The 15,614-nt window shown below is 56.4% G+C and carries 15 protein-coding genes; 3 read left to right on the top strand and 12 right to left on the bottom strand.

Annotated elements, in window-relative coordinates; all coding sequences use genetic code 11:
- Positions 1-3: 3 nt before the first annotated feature.
- The gene (locus tag ACT3IC_RS10720; RefSeq protein WP_263950163.1) at positions 4-618 is read right to left on the bottom strand and encodes an IMPACT family protein; all 615 of its coding nucleotides are present in this window, start codon (positions 616-618) and stop codon (positions 4-6) included.
- The gene (pepQ, locus tag ACT3IC_RS10715) at positions 618-1,949 is read right to left on the bottom strand and encodes a Xaa-Pro dipeptidase (RefSeq protein ID WP_103825363.1); all 1,332 of its coding nucleotides are present in this window, start codon (positions 1,947-1,949) and stop codon (positions 618-620) included. Before pepQ ends, ACT3IC_RS10720 begins: the two co-directional genes overlap by 1 nt.
- A gap of 187 nt (positions 1,950-2,136) precedes the next feature.
- Between pepQ and fadB the strand changes: the two genes are divergently transcribed.
- Entirely contained in the window at positions 2,137-4,326 is a 2,190-nt protein-coding gene (gene fadB / locus ACT3IC_RS10710; protein ID WP_473478909.1) for a fatty acid oxidation complex subunit alpha FadB, read from the top strand.
- A 9-nt stretch (positions 4,327-4,335) separates the two neighbouring features.
- Entirely contained in the window at positions 4,336-5,499 is a 1,164-nt protein-coding gene (gene fadA, locus ACT3IC_RS10705) for an acetyl-CoA C-acyltransferase FadA (RefSeq protein WP_336997053.1), read from the top strand.
- A gap of 183 nt (positions 5,500-5,682) precedes the next feature.
- On the opposite strand, the gene fre is transcribed toward fadA, so the two are convergent.
- Together fre and ubiD are read right to left on the bottom strand one after the other, a co-directional pair.
- Positions 5,683-6,384 (bottom strand): NAD(P)H-flavin reductase, encoded by a 702-nt coding sequence (gene fre / locus ACT3IC_RS10700; protein WP_103825360.1) that lies wholly within the window; start codon positions 6,382-6,384, stop codon positions 5,683-5,685.
- A 43-nt stretch (positions 6,385-6,427) separates the two neighbouring features.
- On the bottom strand, positions 6,428-7,912 hold the full coding sequence (gene ubiD / locus ACT3IC_RS10695) for a 4-hydroxy-3-polyprenylbenzoate decarboxylase (protein ID WP_159340433.1): 1,485 nt from the start codon (positions 7,910-7,912) through the stop codon (positions 6,428-6,430).
- Positions 7,913-8,095: 183 nt separating this feature from the next.
- On the opposite strand from ubiD, the gene rfaH reads away from it, so the two are divergent.
- The gene (gene rfaH, locus ACT3IC_RS10690; RefSeq protein ID WP_103177417.1) at positions 8,096-8,587 is read left to right on the top strand and encodes a transcription/translation regulatory transformer protein RfaH; all 492 of its coding nucleotides are present in this window, start codon (positions 8,096-8,098) and stop codon (positions 8,585-8,587) included.
- On the opposite strand, the gene tatD is transcribed toward rfaH, so the two are convergent.
- From tatD to rmuC, 8 genes are all read right to left on the bottom strand, one after another.
- Positions 8,584-9,366, bottom strand: coding sequence for a 3'-5' ssDNA/RNA exonuclease TatD (gene tatD, locus ACT3IC_RS10685; protein ID WP_103177418.1), 783 nt, complete (start codon positions 9,364-9,366; stop codon positions 8,584-8,586). The genes rfaH and tatD overlap by 4 nt on opposite strands.
- Before the next feature lie 41 nt (positions 9,367-9,407).
- A complete protein-coding gene (gene tatC, locus ACT3IC_RS10680) occupies positions 9,408-10,160 on the bottom strand; it encodes a Sec-independent protein translocase subunit TatC (protein ID WP_103177419.1) in 753 nt (250 codons plus the stop codon).
- A 2-nt stretch (positions 10,161-10,162) separates the two neighbouring features.
- Positions 10,163-10,690 (bottom strand): Sec-independent protein translocase protein TatB, encoded by a 528-nt coding sequence (gene tatB, locus ACT3IC_RS10675; RefSeq protein WP_103177420.1) that lies wholly within the window; start codon positions 10,688-10,690, stop codon positions 10,163-10,165.
- Positions 10,691-10,693: 3 nt separating this feature from the next.
- A complete protein-coding gene (gene tatA, locus ACT3IC_RS10670; protein ID WP_103177421.1) occupies positions 10,694-10,948 on the bottom strand; it encodes a Sec-independent protein translocase subunit TatA in 255 nt (84 codons plus the stop codon).
- A gap of 76 nt (positions 10,949-11,024) precedes the next feature.
- Positions 11,025-12,665 carry a ubiquinone biosynthesis regulatory protein kinase UbiB gene (gene ubiB / locus ACT3IC_RS10665; RefSeq protein ID WP_103177422.1) on the bottom strand — a complete coding sequence of 547 codons (1,641 nt, stop codon included), beginning with the start codon at positions 12,663-12,665 and terminating at the stop codon, positions 11,025-11,027.
- Positions 12,662-13,267, bottom strand: a complete 606-nt coding sequence (gene ubiJ, locus ACT3IC_RS10660) for a ubiquinone biosynthesis protein UbiJ (RefSeq protein WP_103177423.1) — start codon at positions 13,265-13,267, stop codon at positions 12,662-12,664. The genes ubiB and ubiJ overlap by 4 nt, the downstream gene beginning before the upstream one ends.
- Positions 13,268-13,280: 13 nt before the next feature.
- Positions 13,281-14,036, bottom strand: coding sequence for a bifunctional demethylmenaquinone methyltransferase/2-methoxy-6-polyprenyl-1,4-benzoquinol methylase UbiE (ubiE, locus tag ACT3IC_RS10655; RefSeq protein ID WP_103177424.1), 756 nt, complete (start codon positions 14,034-14,036; stop codon positions 13,281-13,283).
- Between the two features lie 89 nt (positions 14,037-14,125).
- Positions 14,126-15,550 (bottom strand): DNA recombination protein RmuC, encoded by a 1,425-nt coding sequence (rmuC, locus tag ACT3IC_RS10650; RefSeq protein WP_103177425.1) that lies wholly within the window; start codon positions 15,548-15,550, stop codon positions 14,126-14,128.
- Between the last annotated feature and the right edge of the window lie 64 nt (positions 15,551-15,614).

Raw genomic sequence — 15,614 nt, 5'->3', positions numbered from 1 at the left:
GGATTATTCTTCAATCGGCCGCAATTGCAACGAACCACGACTAAAATCAGCCAGTTTTGCTGAGAATGCCGGAAGCGCCGCCTGGGGTAATGCCACCCGCAAGTGCACCATCGCCTGGTAGTCACTGTGTACGATCAGGCCCTGATACTGCTTTAGCAAGGCCTCGATGCCGGATAACTGGGCGTAATCGCACAATAAAGTATATTCGGTAAGTGGCGTTTTGCGGATAGTCGTCAGCTGATTAAGCGCCTGCTGGACGCCGCCGCCATAGGCCTTGACCAGCCCACCCGTCCCCAGTAACACGCCGCCGTAGTATCGCACCACGACGGCGGTGATTTCGCCAACGCCGCTGCCCATGAGCTGAGAGAGCATGGGTTTGCCCGCCGTGCCCGCCGGTTCACCATCATCCGAGAACCCGAGCTTTTGCGAGTCGTCAGGCGGCCCGGCCACCCACGCCACGCAATGGTGGCGGGCGTCGGGATGCTCCGCTCTTACTGACTCTACAAACGCCTTCGCCGCCTCCACGCCGTCGGTATGCGCCAACAGCGTGATGAAACGGCTTTTCTTGATCTCTTCCGTAAAGGTGACCGGCGCTGCCGGTATGAGCCAGCTTTCCATTACGCCAGCTTCAGATCTCGCGTCATGTTTTCAGTACCGTTCTCGTGGATCACCACGTTATCTTCGATACGGATCCCACCAAACGGCTTCAGCGCTTCGATTTTCTGCCAGTTGAAGTGTTTGCTGAACTGCCCTTCACGCCACGGCGCCAGCAGCGACTCTATAAAGTAGATGCCCGGCTCGATGGTCAGCACCATACGCGGCTGGAGGATGCGGGTGCAGCGCAGGTAAGGATATTTGGACGGCGCCGCCAGATGTGTTCCTGTGTCATCCTGCATAAAGCCAGCGGTATCATGAACCTGCAGACCCAGCGGATGACCGATCCCGTGCGGCATAAAGGGCCCGGTAAGGTCGTTTTCCACCATCGCCTCTTCGCTCATATCGCTGACGATCTGGTGCTTACGCAGCAGCTTCGCGATGCGCTGATGGAACTGAATGTGGTAATCCACGTAGCTCACCCCGGCCTTCATCGTGGCGATCAGGGCCAGCTGCTCTTCATTCACATCTTTGATCAGTTGGGCGAACTCGGTATCGCTGTTCCCGGCCCAGGTACGGGTCAGGTCAGCGGCATAGCCGTTGTACTCCGCACCGGCATCCAGCAGGAAGCTGCGCATTTCGGACGGCGCGCGGTGATCGAGTTTGGTGTAGTGCAGCACCGCCGCGTGCTCATTCAGCGCCACGATGTTGCTGTAGGGCACGTCGGTATCACGATGGCCGGTGGCCGTCAGGTAAGCCAGGTTAATGTCAAACTCGCTCATGCCGGACAGGAAGGCTTCGTGTGCCGCACGATGACCGTTGACCGCGGTTTTTTGCGCTTCACGCATGCACGCCAGCTCATAGTCGGTCTTATAGGAGCGGTAGTAGTGCAGATAGTCGATAACGCCTTTCGGGTTAATGTTATCGGCGGCGATCTCCAGACCGCGCGCACGTTCCGGCACCGGGCCAATATAGGCAATGTTGCCGCGAGCAGCAGGTAACTGGCTGCCAATGCCGTCCGCTTTCGGCAGGGCGATTACCTCAATATCTTCCGTCCAGAAGGAGGTCGGCAGCGGTTCCACGTTGTGCCAGTAATCCACCGGCAGGTAGAACCACAGTTTCGGCTTGTTCACGCCATCCACCAGCAACCAGCAATTGGGAACCTGGGTTACCGGCACCCAAGCTTTAAATTGCGGGTTCACCTTGAAGGGATAGGCGTGATCGTCGAGAAAGACATTAAACAGCTCCCCGGAGTGGATGAGCAAAGCATCCAGCTTAAAGCGAGCCAGTACGTCGCGGGTACGTTCCTGTAACGTAACAATATGATTTTTATACAGCGCGGCCAGTGAGTCCATCGTTCTTCCTTTCGTTTTGACCTCAAGTATCCGCATCTTAGCACACCTCAGAAAGGCTGCGTGATCTCCGCCGATCGTGATCAGGCCTACAATTATTTAATGAGTAATTTGCATTTCATTAACACAAATCCCACACTCCGAATCATCTGGTATGACCAGATCCAATTGCTGGATTCAGGAGACCGACATGCTCTACAAAGGCGACACCCTGTACGTAGACTGGCTGGAAGGTGGCATTGCCGAACTGGTGTTCGACGCCCCCGGCTCAGTGAACAAGCTTGATACCGCAACCGTGGCCAGCCTTGGCCAGGCGCTGGATGTACTTGAAAAGCAATCCGACTTAAAAGGTCTGCTGCTGCGTTCCGAAAAAGCGGCATTTATCGTCGGCGCAGACATCACCGAATTCCTCTCGCTGTTCCTGGTACCACAGGAGCAGCTGAGCCAGTGGCTCCATTTCGCTAACAGCGTCTTTAACCGTCTGGAAGATCTGCCGGTCCCGACCCTTTCTGCGGTTAATGGCTATGCGCTGGGTGGCGGCTGTGAATGCGTGCTGGCGACCGATTATCGTCTGGCGACGCCGGATCTGCGCATTGGTCTGCCTGAAACGAAGCTGGGCATCATGCCGGGCTTTGGCGGCTCGGTACGTCTGCCGCGCCTGCTGGGTGCCGATAGCGCCCTGGAAATTATTGCCGCGGGTAAAGATGTCAGTGCCGATCAGGCGTTAAAACTCGGTCTGGTGGATGGCGTCGTTAAGCCGGAAAAACTTCATGAAGGGGCACTGGCGATACTGCGCCAGGCGATTAACGGCGATCTCGACTGGAAAGCAAAACGCCAGCCGAAACTGGAGCCGCTGCACTTAAGTAAAATTGAAGCCACCATGAGCTTCACCATTGCCAAAGGCATGGTGATGCAGACGGCGGGTAAACACTATCCGGCGCCCATCACCGCGGTGAAAACCATCGAAGCCGCCGCACGTCTGGGCCGTGACGAAGCACTGAAATTAGAAAACCAAAGTTTCGTTCCGCTGGCTCACACCAACGAAGCGCGTGCCCTGGTGGGTATTTTCCTCAACGATCAGTTCGTGAAGGGCAAAGCGAAGCAGCTGACTAAAAACGTTGAGACGCCAAAACAGGCTGCGGTGCTGGGTGCGGGCATTATGGGCGGCGGTATTGCGTATCAGTCGGCATGGAAAGGCGTGCCGGTTGTCATGAAAGATATCAACGACAAATCCCTGACGCTGGGCATGACGGAAGCGGCCAAGCTGCTGAACAAACAGCTGGAGCGCGGCAAGATCGACGGTCTGAAGCTCTCCGGGGTGATCTCTACTATTCATCCGACGCTGGAATACAGCGGTTTCGATCGCGTGGATGTGGTCGTCGAAGCGGTAGTTGAAAATCCGAAAGTGAAAAAAGCGGTGCTGGCGGAAACTGAAGAGAAGGTTCGCCCGGAGACTGTGCTGGCATCCAACACCTCTACCATACCAATCAGCGAACTGGCCTGCGTGCTGAAGCGCCCGGAAAACTTCTGCGGTATGCACTTCTTTAACCCGGTACACCGTATGCCGCTGGTTGAAGTGATTCGCGGAGAAAAGACCTCCGATGAAACGATCGCCAAAGTGGTGGCGTGGGCCAGCAAGATGGGCAAAACCCCGATTGTGGTGAATGACTGCCCGGGCTTCTTCGTCAACCGCGTGCTGTTCCCCTACTTTGCCGGTTTCAGCCAGCTGCTGCGCGACGGGGCGGATTTCCGCAAGATCGATAAAGTGATGGAAAAACAGTTTGGCTGGCCAATGGGCCCGGCCTATCTGCTGGATGTTGTCGGCATTGATACCGCCCATCACGCCCAGGCAGTAATGGCGGCTGGTTTCCCGGCGCGGATGCAGAAAGATTACCGCGATGCCATCGACGCACTCTTTGAATCGAATCGCTACGGTCAGAAAAACGGCCTCGGCTTCTGGCGTTATAAAGAAGACAGCAAGGGCAAACCGAAGAAAGAGGAAGATGCCACCGTGGACAGCCTGCTGGCAGAGGTCAGCCAGGCGAAGCGTGATTTCAGCGACGAAGAGATCATTGCCCGCATGATGATCCCGATGGTCAATGAAGTGGTGCGCTGTCTCGAAGAGGGCATTATCGCCAGCCCGGCGGAAGCCGATATGGCGCTGGTGTACGGCCTGGGCTTCCCTCCGTTCCACGGCGGCGCGTTCCGCTGGCTGGATACGCTCGGCAGCGCCCGCTATCTGGATATGACGCAACAGTACGAGCATCTCGGCCCGCTGTATCACGCCCCGGAAGGTCTGCGTGCCAAAGCGCGTCACAACGAAGCGTACTATCCCCCGGTTGAGCCTGCCCGTCCGGTTGGCGCAATCAAAACGGCTTAAGGAGTCACAATGGAACAGGTTGTCATTGTCGATGCAATTCGCACCCCGATGGGCCGTTCGAAGGGCGGCGCATTTCGTAACGTGCGCGCGGAAGATCTCTCCGCACATTTAATGCGTAGCCTGCTGGCGCGCAACCCGGCGCTGGAAGCCACCGCGCTGGACGATATCTACTGGGGCTGCGTACAGCAGACCCTGGAGCAGGGTTTTAACATTGCCCGTAACGCCGCGCTGCTGGCGGAAATCCCGCACTCAGTACCGGCTGTCACCGTCAACCGCCTGTGCGGTTCGTCGATGCAGGCCCTGCACGATGCGGCACGCATGATCATGACCGGCGACGCGCAGGTGTGCATGATTGGCGGTGTGGAACACATGGGTCACGTGCCGATGAGCCACGGCGTCGATTTTCATCCCGGCATGAGCCGTACCGTGGCGAAAGCCGCGGGCATGATGGGGCTGACGGCAGAGATGCTCTCCCGTCTGCACGGCATCAGCCGTGAAATGCAGGACAGCTTTGCCGCCCGCTCGCACGCCCGTGCCTGGGCCGCGACGCAGTCCGGCGCCTTCAAAAATGAGATCCTGCCGACGGGCGGCCACGATGCCGATGGCGTGCTGAAACAGTTCTACTTCGACGAAGTGATCCGTCCAGAAACCACCGTTGAAGCGCTCTCCACGCTGAAACCGGCCTTTGATCCGGTGACCGGCACCGTGACGGCGGGCAGCTCTTCCGCCCTCTCCGATGGCGCTGCCGCCATGCTGGTCATGAGCGAAAGCCGCGCCCGCGAGCTGGGTCTGACGCCGCGCGCCCGTATCCGCTCGATGGCGGTAGTGGGCTGCGATCCGTCGATTATGGGTTACGGCCCGGTACCGGCCTCAAAGCTGGCGCTGAAAAAAGCCGGGCTTTCCACCAGCGATATCGACGTGTTCGAGATGAACGAAGCCTTCGCCGCGCAGATCCTGCCGTGCATTAAGGATCTGGGCCTGATGGATCAGATCGACGAGAAGATTAACCTCAACGGCGGCGCCATTGCGCTGGGTCACCCGCTGGGCTGTTCCGGGGCGCGTATCAGCACCACGCTGATTAACCTGATGGAACGTAAAGATGCTCAGTTTGGTCTGGCGACTATGTGTATCGGCCTGGGTCAGGGGATCGCGACGGTGTTTGAGAGGGTGTAATCGAAGAATATTCCCCTAAATCATTCGCGTTGCATCGCGGCGGCAACTGCGCGAATCCCCGGGAGCATAGTTAACTATGTGACCGGGGTGAGCAAAGGCAGCCAACAAAGAGGCAGCGTGAATGATGACGGGGAAAGTTTTAGTTGCCGTTTTCCCGCCTGTCAGGGGCGGGTTTTTTTCATCTCAAATAAAGGCAAATGCGTCGCCAAACAGACGATCTTCACGCGCGCCACGCTCGTTGCAGAACAGGTCACGGGCAATTTTCGCCATTTCGAAACGACCGGCAATATAGATATCGTGATTTACCAGGGTGCCATGATCCTGCAATACCGCCGTTAACACGGTGCCGCTGCGGCCGCGCCATCCCTCTTCCGGCTGCTCCACCACCGGCTCAACGCGCAGGTTTGGATGGGTCACGCTCAGCGCTTCCAGCTCGGACAGATCGTAAAGGTGCTTCGACTCGCGGCCACCCCAGTAGATGGTGATATCCCGGTCCGGATTACGCGCCAGCGCCGTCAGCAGGATAGAGCGCGCGTAGGAGAAACCGGTGCCGCCGGCAATCAGGATGAGCGGACGCTCTTCGTCATCGCGCAGCCAGGCTTCCCCGTGAGGCATATCAACTTCAATCACGTTCTCTTTCAGAATGCGATCCATCACCGCCATCGCATACAGGTTGAGCTCCGACGCCCCAATGTGCAGCTCGATAAACTCTTGCTCATCCGGCGTGGAGGCCATTGAGAAAGGGCGCTTATCCCGTTCATCCATCACCACCATCAAATACTGGCCAGCGCGGAAGGAGAACGCCGATTCAGGTACTAAACGGACGCGATATACAGTGTCGGTGATAGCGTCTACCGAGGTCACTTTACAGCTTAAGGTTGTCATTCGCTCTCTCTGTCGGGAAGTCTATAGGGCATAACGGGCGCATTCAGGCGTCTTTACCGTTATTCATTATGGCCAGTTCATCCCAGATCGCGTCAATTCGCGCAGTCACCTCAGGATCCTTTTTGATCGGTCGACCCCATTCACGTTGGGTTTCGCCGGGCCATTTATTGGTGGCATCCAGTCCCATTTTTGAGCCAAGACCGGAAACCGGCGAGGCAAAATCCAGGTAATCAATTGGCGTGTTTTCGACTAACACGGTATCGCGTGCCGGATCCATACGGGTGGTAATGGCCCAGATTACGTCATTCCAGTCTCGGGCGTTGACGTCATCATCGCAAACGATCACAAACTTGGTATACATAAACTGGCGCAGGAAAGACCATACGCCCATCATCACCCGTTTAGCGTGACCCGCATACTGCTTCTTAATGGTTACTACCGCCAGGCGATAAGAGCACCCTTCCGGCGGCAGATAGAAATCAACGATCTCCGGGAACTGTTTTTGCAGAATAGGCACAAACACTTCGTTGAGCGCCACGCCCAGTACGGCAGGTTCATCTGGTGGACGGCCGGTATAGGTGGAGTGGTAAATCGCATCTTTCCGCTGGGTAATGTGCGTCACGGTAAATACCGGGAAGTTGTCTATTTCATTGTAATAGCCGGTGTGGTCGCCATACGGCCCTTCCGGGGCCATCTCTCCAGCTTCGATGTAGCCTTCGAGGACGATTTCAGCGCTGGCGGGCACTTCCAGATCGTTAGAAACGCACTTCACCACTTCGGTTTTGGTGCCACGCAGTAACCCGGCAAAGGCATATTCCGACAGCGTGTCGGGCACCGGCGTCACTGCGCCGAGTATAGTGGCCGGATCGGCACCCAGCGCCACGGAGACCGGGAAGCGTTCGCCCGGATGCGCAGCACACCACTCCTGGAAATCAAGCGCGCCGCCGCGGTGCGACAGCCAGCGCATAATGAGTTTGTTTTTACCGATCAGCTGCTGACGGTAGATCCCAAGATTCTGGCGCTCTTTGTGCGGCCCGCGCGTTACGGTCAGGCCCCAGGTGATCAGCGGGGCGGCGTCTTCTGGCCAGCACTGCATGATGGGAATTCGGGTCAGATCGACCGCATCGCCTTCCACGATTTTCTGCTGGCAGGGGGCACCACGCAGCCGTTTGGTCGGCATGTTCAACACCTGCTTAAACTGCGGCAGCTTATCAAAGAGATCGCGAAAACCTTTTGGTGGCTCAGGCTCTTTCAGAAAAGCCAGCAGCTTACCTACTTCACGCAACGCGCTGACATCCTCCTGCCCCATCCCCATCGCCACACGCCTGGGTGTGCCAAACAGGTTACAGAGCACCGGCATGGTGTAGCCTTTCGGATTTTCAAACAGCAGCGCTGGCCCACCGGCACGCAGGGTGCGGTCGGCAATCTCTGTCATCTCCAGATAAGGATCGACAGGCAGGGTAATACGTTTGAGTTCGCCCTGCTTTTCCAGCAGTTCCAGGAAGTCGCGTAGATCGTTGTATTTCATGCAGTTAGTCAAGCTCTCTCTGTATGCGGTTCATTATACGGCGTAAGACTGCGTGATGCTGTATTTTTGTTAAATTAGCGTGAAGATTCACGGCTTCTTCTGCGTACTGCCATTATAATCAGCTTAGCGATCCCGCCAGGGTTTTGATATGCTTGCCGGCATAACAAGCGGAAAAGAGTCATTATGCGGGCCTGGTATTTACTGTATTGCAAGCGTGGGCAACTTCAGCGTGCTCAGGAACATCTGGAACGCCAGGCAGTGAACTGTCTGACGCCTGTGATCACGCTGGAAAAAATGGTTCGCGGTAAACGTACAACCGTCAGCGAGCCGCTGTTTCCTAACTATCTGTTTGTTGAATTCGACCCTGAAGTGATCCACACCACCACCATCAATGCGACACGCGGCGTCAGCCACTTCGTGCGCTTTGGCGTTCATCCGGCCACGGTGCCCTCTTCCGTCATCCACCAGCTCTCGGTTTATAAACAGCCAGAAGGCATGACCGATCCTGATACGCCCTTCTCCGGCGATGATGTGGTGATCACCGAAGGGGCGTTCGAAGGGCTGGTAGCGATTTTCGCTGAGCCGGATGGGGAAGCCCGCTCCATGCTGCTGCTGAACTTGCTGAATAAAGAAGTGAAGCAGAGCGTGAAAAACACCAGTTTCCGCAAAGTTTAAAAGTCGACGCCAAACAGACGACGCACGTTGTCATCCGTCTGCGCAGCCAGCCACTGCGTCTCTTCGCCGCGCCAGTGGGCCACCCGCTCAAGTATATGGCCCAGCCAGGCTGGCTCATTACGCCTTGAGGCCGGTTTAGGGCTGAGATCGCGCGGCAGCAGGTACGGCGCATCGGTCTCAATCAGCAGGCGTTCGGCAGGAATAACCGGTAACAGTTCACGCAGCGCCAGCCCGCGCCGTTCATCGCAGACCCAGCCGGTGATCCCCAGATATAAGCCACGATCCAGACAAGCTATCGCCTCCTCACGCGTGCCGGTAAAACAGTGCAGCACCGCGCCGGGCAGTTTATCCAGCCAGGGTTCCAGCAACGCCAGAAAGCGTTCGTGAGCGTCACGGCAGTGCATAAATACTGGCATACCCAGCTCCGCGGCCAGTGCAAGCTGGGCGCTAAAGGCATGCTCCTGCTCGGTGGGGGTGGAGAAGTTGCGATTAAAGTCGAGGCCACACTCTCCGATTGCCACGACCTCAGGCGAGGCGGCTAACGCCCGCAGCGTATCTGCGCTCTCTGTCGTCCACTGGCTGCTGTCGTGAGGATGAACGCCTGCCGTTGACCAGCAGCGATCGTAACGTTGCGCCAGCTGCTGCGCCTGCTCACTTTCATGCAGGTTGGTGCCCGTCAGCAGTAAGCCCTTTACCCCGGCAGCGAAGGCCCTGGCAACGACCTCATCGCGATCCTGGGCAAACTGGGGACTGGTCAGGTTCAGACCGATATCAAACATACTCGCTCCCATATGACAACCGCCCTGGCGGGCGGTTGGTTTTATTCTTCTGACTCTTCCTCGTGATCTTCACGTCGCTTTCCAATATAGAAGCGCGAGAAGAAGACGCCGACCTCAAACAGGCAATACATCGGGATTGCCAGCAGGGTTTGCGAGAAGACATCCGGCGGCGTTAGCATCATGCCAATGACGAAGGCACCCACCAGAATGTACGGACGCTTTTTACGCAAGTCTTCCGGCGTGGTGATCCCCACCCAGCAGAGCAGCACGATGGCAACCGGCACCTCAAACGCCACGCCGAAGGCCATAAACAGCGCCATCACAAAGCTCAGATAACTGGCAATGTCCGTCGAGACCTGGACCCCTACCGGCGCGGTGTTTGCCAGGAAGCCAAAGGCCAGGGGGAAAACCACGAAGTAGGCGAAGGCCATGCCGATATAAAACAGCAGCGAGCTGGAGACCAGCAGCGGGATCACCAGACGGCGTTCATGCTTATACAGCGCAGGGGCAATAAAGGCCCAGACCTGGTAAAGGATCACCGGGGCAGAAGCAATCAGCGACACCCAGAAGGTCAGCTTAATCGGCGTGAAGAAGGGCGACGCGACATCGGTCGCAATCATGGTTGCACCCAGCGGCATCTGTTTAATCAGCGGCGCAGAGACCACCTGATAGATGTCGTTGGCGAAATAGACCAGGCCTATAAAAATGAGGAAGACCGCAATAATGCAGTTCAGCAGGCGCTTACGCAGCTCGATCAGGTGCGTAATCAGCGGTTGAGTTTCATCTACTGCCATATTTACGCTTTATCACTCGACGAGGGGGACGCATCAGCGACGGGGGCAGGCTTCTTCTCTGCGGACGCTGGCGTCGGTTCTGAATTTTTGATCACCGGCTCTGAAGGCGTCTGTTCGGGCGCACTGGCCTGGTGTTCTGCGGTAGCAGGCGTCACGCCTTCGTGCTGCGCTTCGTTATCTTTGACCAGCGGATTGCGAATGGTGTTGGCTTCATCACTCGCTTTTTCCGGGTCGTTAACGCTGTAGGAGCGCTTCATGGATTCCGCCGCTTCGCGCAGTTCATCCATGGAGGCTTTGAGTTCCGGCGTCAGGTTATCCATGCTCGCCTTCTCCACTTTTTTCAGGCTGTCCTGAAACTCCTGCAGCTTAAGCTCCTGCGCCAGCTCGTTTTGAACCGTTGTCGCAAGCGAACGTAGCGCCCGCACCCAGCCTGCAATTGTTTTTACTGCCACCGGCAAACGCTGTGGCCCCAGTACAATGAGGCCAATCACGAATACCAGCAGCAGTTCGCTAAAACCAATATCAAACACGGATTACACCTGCTCGTTATCGTGGCGTTTAGCATTTTCCTTTTTGACGTCGTCTGGTTTATCGGCGATAGATTTAGCAGTGAAATCCGCGTCCTGGCTGGATTTGTCCTGCTTCTCGTCATCGTCTTTGATCGCTTTCTTGAAGCCTTTGATGGAGGCGCCAAGATCGGAACCGATAGAACCCAGTTTTTTGGTACCGAAAAGCAGCACGACGATGACGGCAATAATCACCAATTGCCAGATACTGATACCACCCATACTTCTTCCTCAGTTGTAGATGATAAATTAATCAGGCCGCATTATACGTTATGCGGCCCTGCGATAGCGATGCAATTCAGCGTGTTTTACGCCATCCTGCCAGCCAGACCACCACTCCACCGGCCATCAGCCAGGCGGGCATCAACTCCCAGTCAGGACGGTTGATTAGCAATAGCGTGCCGCTTAACAACAGCGTGGCGCCTATGCCAAACAGATACCGTGACTGGCCCTGACGCACATGATTGGTTTGCAGCTCACGAGCGATTTTATCTACGCTATGTTGCAAGTTTTTGCTCTGACGCAAACTGTCGTACACCAGTTCCGGCAGTTCGGGCATTTTTTCGATCCAGAAAGGTGCTTTCTCTTTCAGGGAGCGGACCAGGGCAGGCAGCCCAACCTGGTCTTTGATCCAGGACTCAAGGAACGGTTTTGCCGTTTTCCATAAGTCTAACTGAGGATAGAGTTGCCGCCCCACCCCTTCAACGTAAAGTAATGTTTTCTGAAGTAAAACTAATTGCGGCTGCACTTCCATATTGAAGCGTCGGGCGGTATTGAACAGGTTCAGCAGCACATGGCCAAACGAGATCTCCGCCAGCGGTTTCTCGAAAATAGGCTCACAAACCGTCCGAATAGCGAACTCAAACTCTTCGACGTTGGTGTCCGGAGGAACCCAACCGGAGTCGACGTGCAGTTCAGCCACTTTACGGTAATCGCGATTGAAGAAGGCGATAAAGTTCTCGGCCAGATAGCGCTTATCTTCTTTGTTCAGCGAGCCGACGATACCGCAGTCAATGCCGATGTATTGCGGATCTTCCGGGTGCTCGTAACTCACGAAGATATTGCCGGGGTGCATGTCGGCATGGAAGAAGCTGTCGCGGAACACCTGGGTAAAGAAGACCTGTACGCCACGCTCGGCCAGCAGCTTCATGTTGGTGCCCTGCTTTTCGAGGGTCGCGACGTCCGATACCGGGATGCCGTAGATGCGCTCCATCACCATCATGTCCTGGCTGCAATAGTCGGAGTAGACCTCCGGCACATACAGCATCGGGCTGTTTTCAAAATTGCGGCGCAGCTGAATCGCGTTCGCCGATTCACGCAGCAGATTCAGCTCATCAATCAGCGTCTTTTCATATTCACGCACCACTTCCATCGGACGCAGGCGACGGCCATCAGGCAACAGACGCGGCACCCAGCGAGCCAGACGGTAGATGAGTCTCATGTCGGCTCTGATGATCGGCAGAATATCCGGGCGGATCACCTTGATGACCACCTCTTTGCCGTTCTCTTTCAGCCGCGCGGTGTGAACCTGGGCGATAGAGGCCGAAGCCAGCGGTTGGATGTCGAAGTCATCGAACCAGCTTTCTACCGGGATATCACCCATCGCCTTTTCGATCTGCCGCTTTGCCAGCCGGCCATCGAACGGGGCGACTTTATCCTGCAGCAGAGCCAGCTGATCGGCAATCTGGGGAGGGAAGAGATCGCGGCGGGTCGAGAGCATCTGGCCGAACTTGATCCATACCGGACCCAGCTCCTGCAACGCCAGCCGCAGCCGCTCACCGAGCAGCTTGTCTTTATGGCGATTTGGCATCCAGAATAGCGTTTGCCGCCAGAGGCGCAGCGGCAAGGTAATACGCATTCGAGGGATCAACTCATCGAGCCCGTAGCTCAAAAAGGTGCGGATGATAAAATAGAGGCGCCGAATTTCACCTGGCGTCATTTGCCCTCCAGCTTTTCAAGCCTTTTAGTCAGTGCATCAACCGAACGTTCAACCGCGGCGGTTTCTTCTGCAAACCATGCTGCTTCCAGCGGCCCGGGAGCCATGCGCCACTCTTCGGTAAGCACCTCCGCAGCATAGCGCTGCTGACGCTGAAAACCTTTTTTCAGCAATGAGGCACCGCCGCGCAGCACTTTACTGATCCCCTCTGCGGCAATATCGCCCGTCCAGGGAGCCAGCAGTTCAGCCGGATCAAATTCCGCCAGGTCAGCCAGCGAAACGAAGTTTTGTACCACCTGGATATCGCCGTCGACTTCCAGCTCACCGCTACGGATGAGGGCGGTGAGCTGCTGGCGATCGCGCAGTTTAGGCAGCGTACTCATATGGGTGATAACAGAGCAGTCAGCCTCGCCCTCCCACTCGCCCAGCACGTCGAGCTGACGCTCGCTAAATACCAGCACCAGCGGGGTCGAAAACTCTTTTACCACCACGCGCAGCACTTTACCGTTCAGTCGCTGGCGTGCCGTTTTGAGCGCGGGCGAGCGATACAGAAAGGTATTGAGTACGTTTTCAACACCGGCTGTGATCAAGGGTTTAAACGGCATCTGCCACCTCCACTCAGAACTTGTACCCGCGATGCAGGGCGACAACGCCCGCGGTCATGTTGAAGTAATCAACATTGTCAAAGCCCGCATCCTGCATCATAGCCTTTAACGTGTCCTGGTTAGGGTGCATACGGATGGACTCGGCCAGGTAGCGATAGCTGTCGGCATCGTTAGCAACCACTTCACCAATGCGCGGCAGAATGTGGAAAGAGTAAGCGTCGTACGCTTTGCTCAGGGGCTCAATAATCGGTTTAGAGAACTCCAGCACCAGCAGGCGTCCACCCGGTTTCAGCACGCGGTACATGGAACGCAGCGCTTTCTCTTTATCGGTGACGTTACGCAGACCGAACGAGATGGTGATGCAGTCAAAAGTGTTATCCGGGAAAGGCAGCGCCTCGGCGTTCGCCTGGACGTACTCAACGTTGCCGACCACACCGAGATTGCGCAGTTTCTCACGCCCCATTTTCAGCATGGAGTCGTTGATATCAGCCAGCACAACGCGGCCTGTTTCCCCTACCAGACGCGAGAATTTCGCGGTAAGGTCGCCGGTCCCGCCCGCCAGATCAAGCACGGTTTGCCCACGACGCACGCCGCTACAATCAATAGTGAAGCGCTTCCACAAGCGATGAATGCCGAATGACATCAGGTCATTCATTACATCGTACTTCGCCGCCACGGAATGGAATACGTGGGCCACCATGTCAGCTTTCTGCGCTTTAGCGACAGTCTGAAAGCCAAAGTGCGTTGTGTCTTGTGAATCTTCAACCATCTCAGAGCCTGCTTATCAATCAAATGTACGAGAAGTGTAACAGATTGGGCGAATTTGCCCTACGATTCAACCACCCCAGGAATAACGCCCTACAGGTCTGCCGACGCGTGTGCCTCTGCTAACGTATTGTTTGTCTTTTGAACATCGCCCTCGCCACGCAACCGGTACTCTTCATCCTGCGCGGTGGCCTGCTCGACTAAATCCGGATTAATCTCGCGTTTAACCTCCACGCCAAGGCTGCGGAACGATTCGGCCTGAGCCAGCAGATTGCCGCGACCGGAGGCCAGCTTTTTCATCGCCTGACGATAGTTATCCTGGGCGCGATCCAGACTCTGCCCAACGGACGACATGTCATCGACGAACAGGCGCATTTTGTCGTACAACCGGCTGGCGCGATCGGCAATCTGCTGGGCATTGCGGCTCTGATGCTCGTAGCGCCAAAGATTAGCAATGGTACGCAGCGCCACCAGCAGCGTGGTCGGGCTGACCAGCATAATGTTGTTTTTTAACGCTTCGGAGATCAGCTCCGGCTGGCGGTCCAGCGCCAGTAAGAAGGCGGGTTCAACCGGGATAAACATAAGCACATAGTCAAGCGAACGCAGGCCGGGTAACTGCTGATAATCTTTACGCCCCAGCAGGCGAATGTGGTTCCGCACCGAGGCGATATGCTCCTGCAACGCCGTCTCGCGGGTGTAGTCGTCCTCGGCATTAAAGTAACGCTCATAGGCCACCAACGTCATTTTGGCATCGATGACCACATCCTTCTCCTGCGGCAGGCGGACAATGACATCCGGCTGCATCCGCGCGCGAGATTCTGTTTCGATACTGACCTGGGTCTGATATTCATGCCCTTCACGCAGGCCGGAAGCTTCCAGTACGCGGGTCAACACCACTTCGCCCCAGTTGCCCTGGGTTTTATTGTCGCCTTTCAGCGCCCGGGTCAGGTTGATCGCTTCCTGGGCCATCTGGGCATTTAGCTGCTGGAGATTGCGAATTTCATGGGCCAGCGTGTGTCGCTCCCGCGCCTCCTGGCCAAAGCTGTCCTGCACCTGGCGACGAAAACCGTCCAGCTGTTCGCGCAGGGGAGTCAGCAGACCGTTCAGGCTCTGACGGTTTTGCTCGTCAACACGGCGGTTGCTCTGCTCAAAGATGCGGTTCGCCAGGTTTTCGAACTGCTCGCTCAGGCGCTGTTCGCTGTTGATCATCTGGCGGATTTTATCTTCCGCATGCAGTTGGGTGGATTCCAGGCGGGTGGTGACTTCGCGCAGGTCGGCTTCCAGCGAGGTATTGATATCCCGCAGATTACGCAGTTCGTTATTGAGTAGCTCGCACTCGTCGCGCCAGTGTCCGCTTTGCGCCGCCTGTTGTTTCAGCGCGCTTAAGGCAGCCACCATCTCCTCACGTTCGGCCAGCTGATCGGCTTTTTGCTGAGCATGCTGATAGCTGGCGAACAACCAGCCCACGCCGACGCTGACCAGCGCGATAACGACATAAAAAAGGATGGAAATATCCACGACGCCCCCTGCATCAAGGTATGACCCGCACAAAATAGAATTGTGCTGTATAAACGTCCAGTTT

This window comes from Leclercia sp. GHBNCSD (genome assembly GCF_055805075.1).
This window is presented reverse-complemented; position numbering and strand designations above follow the sequence as displayed.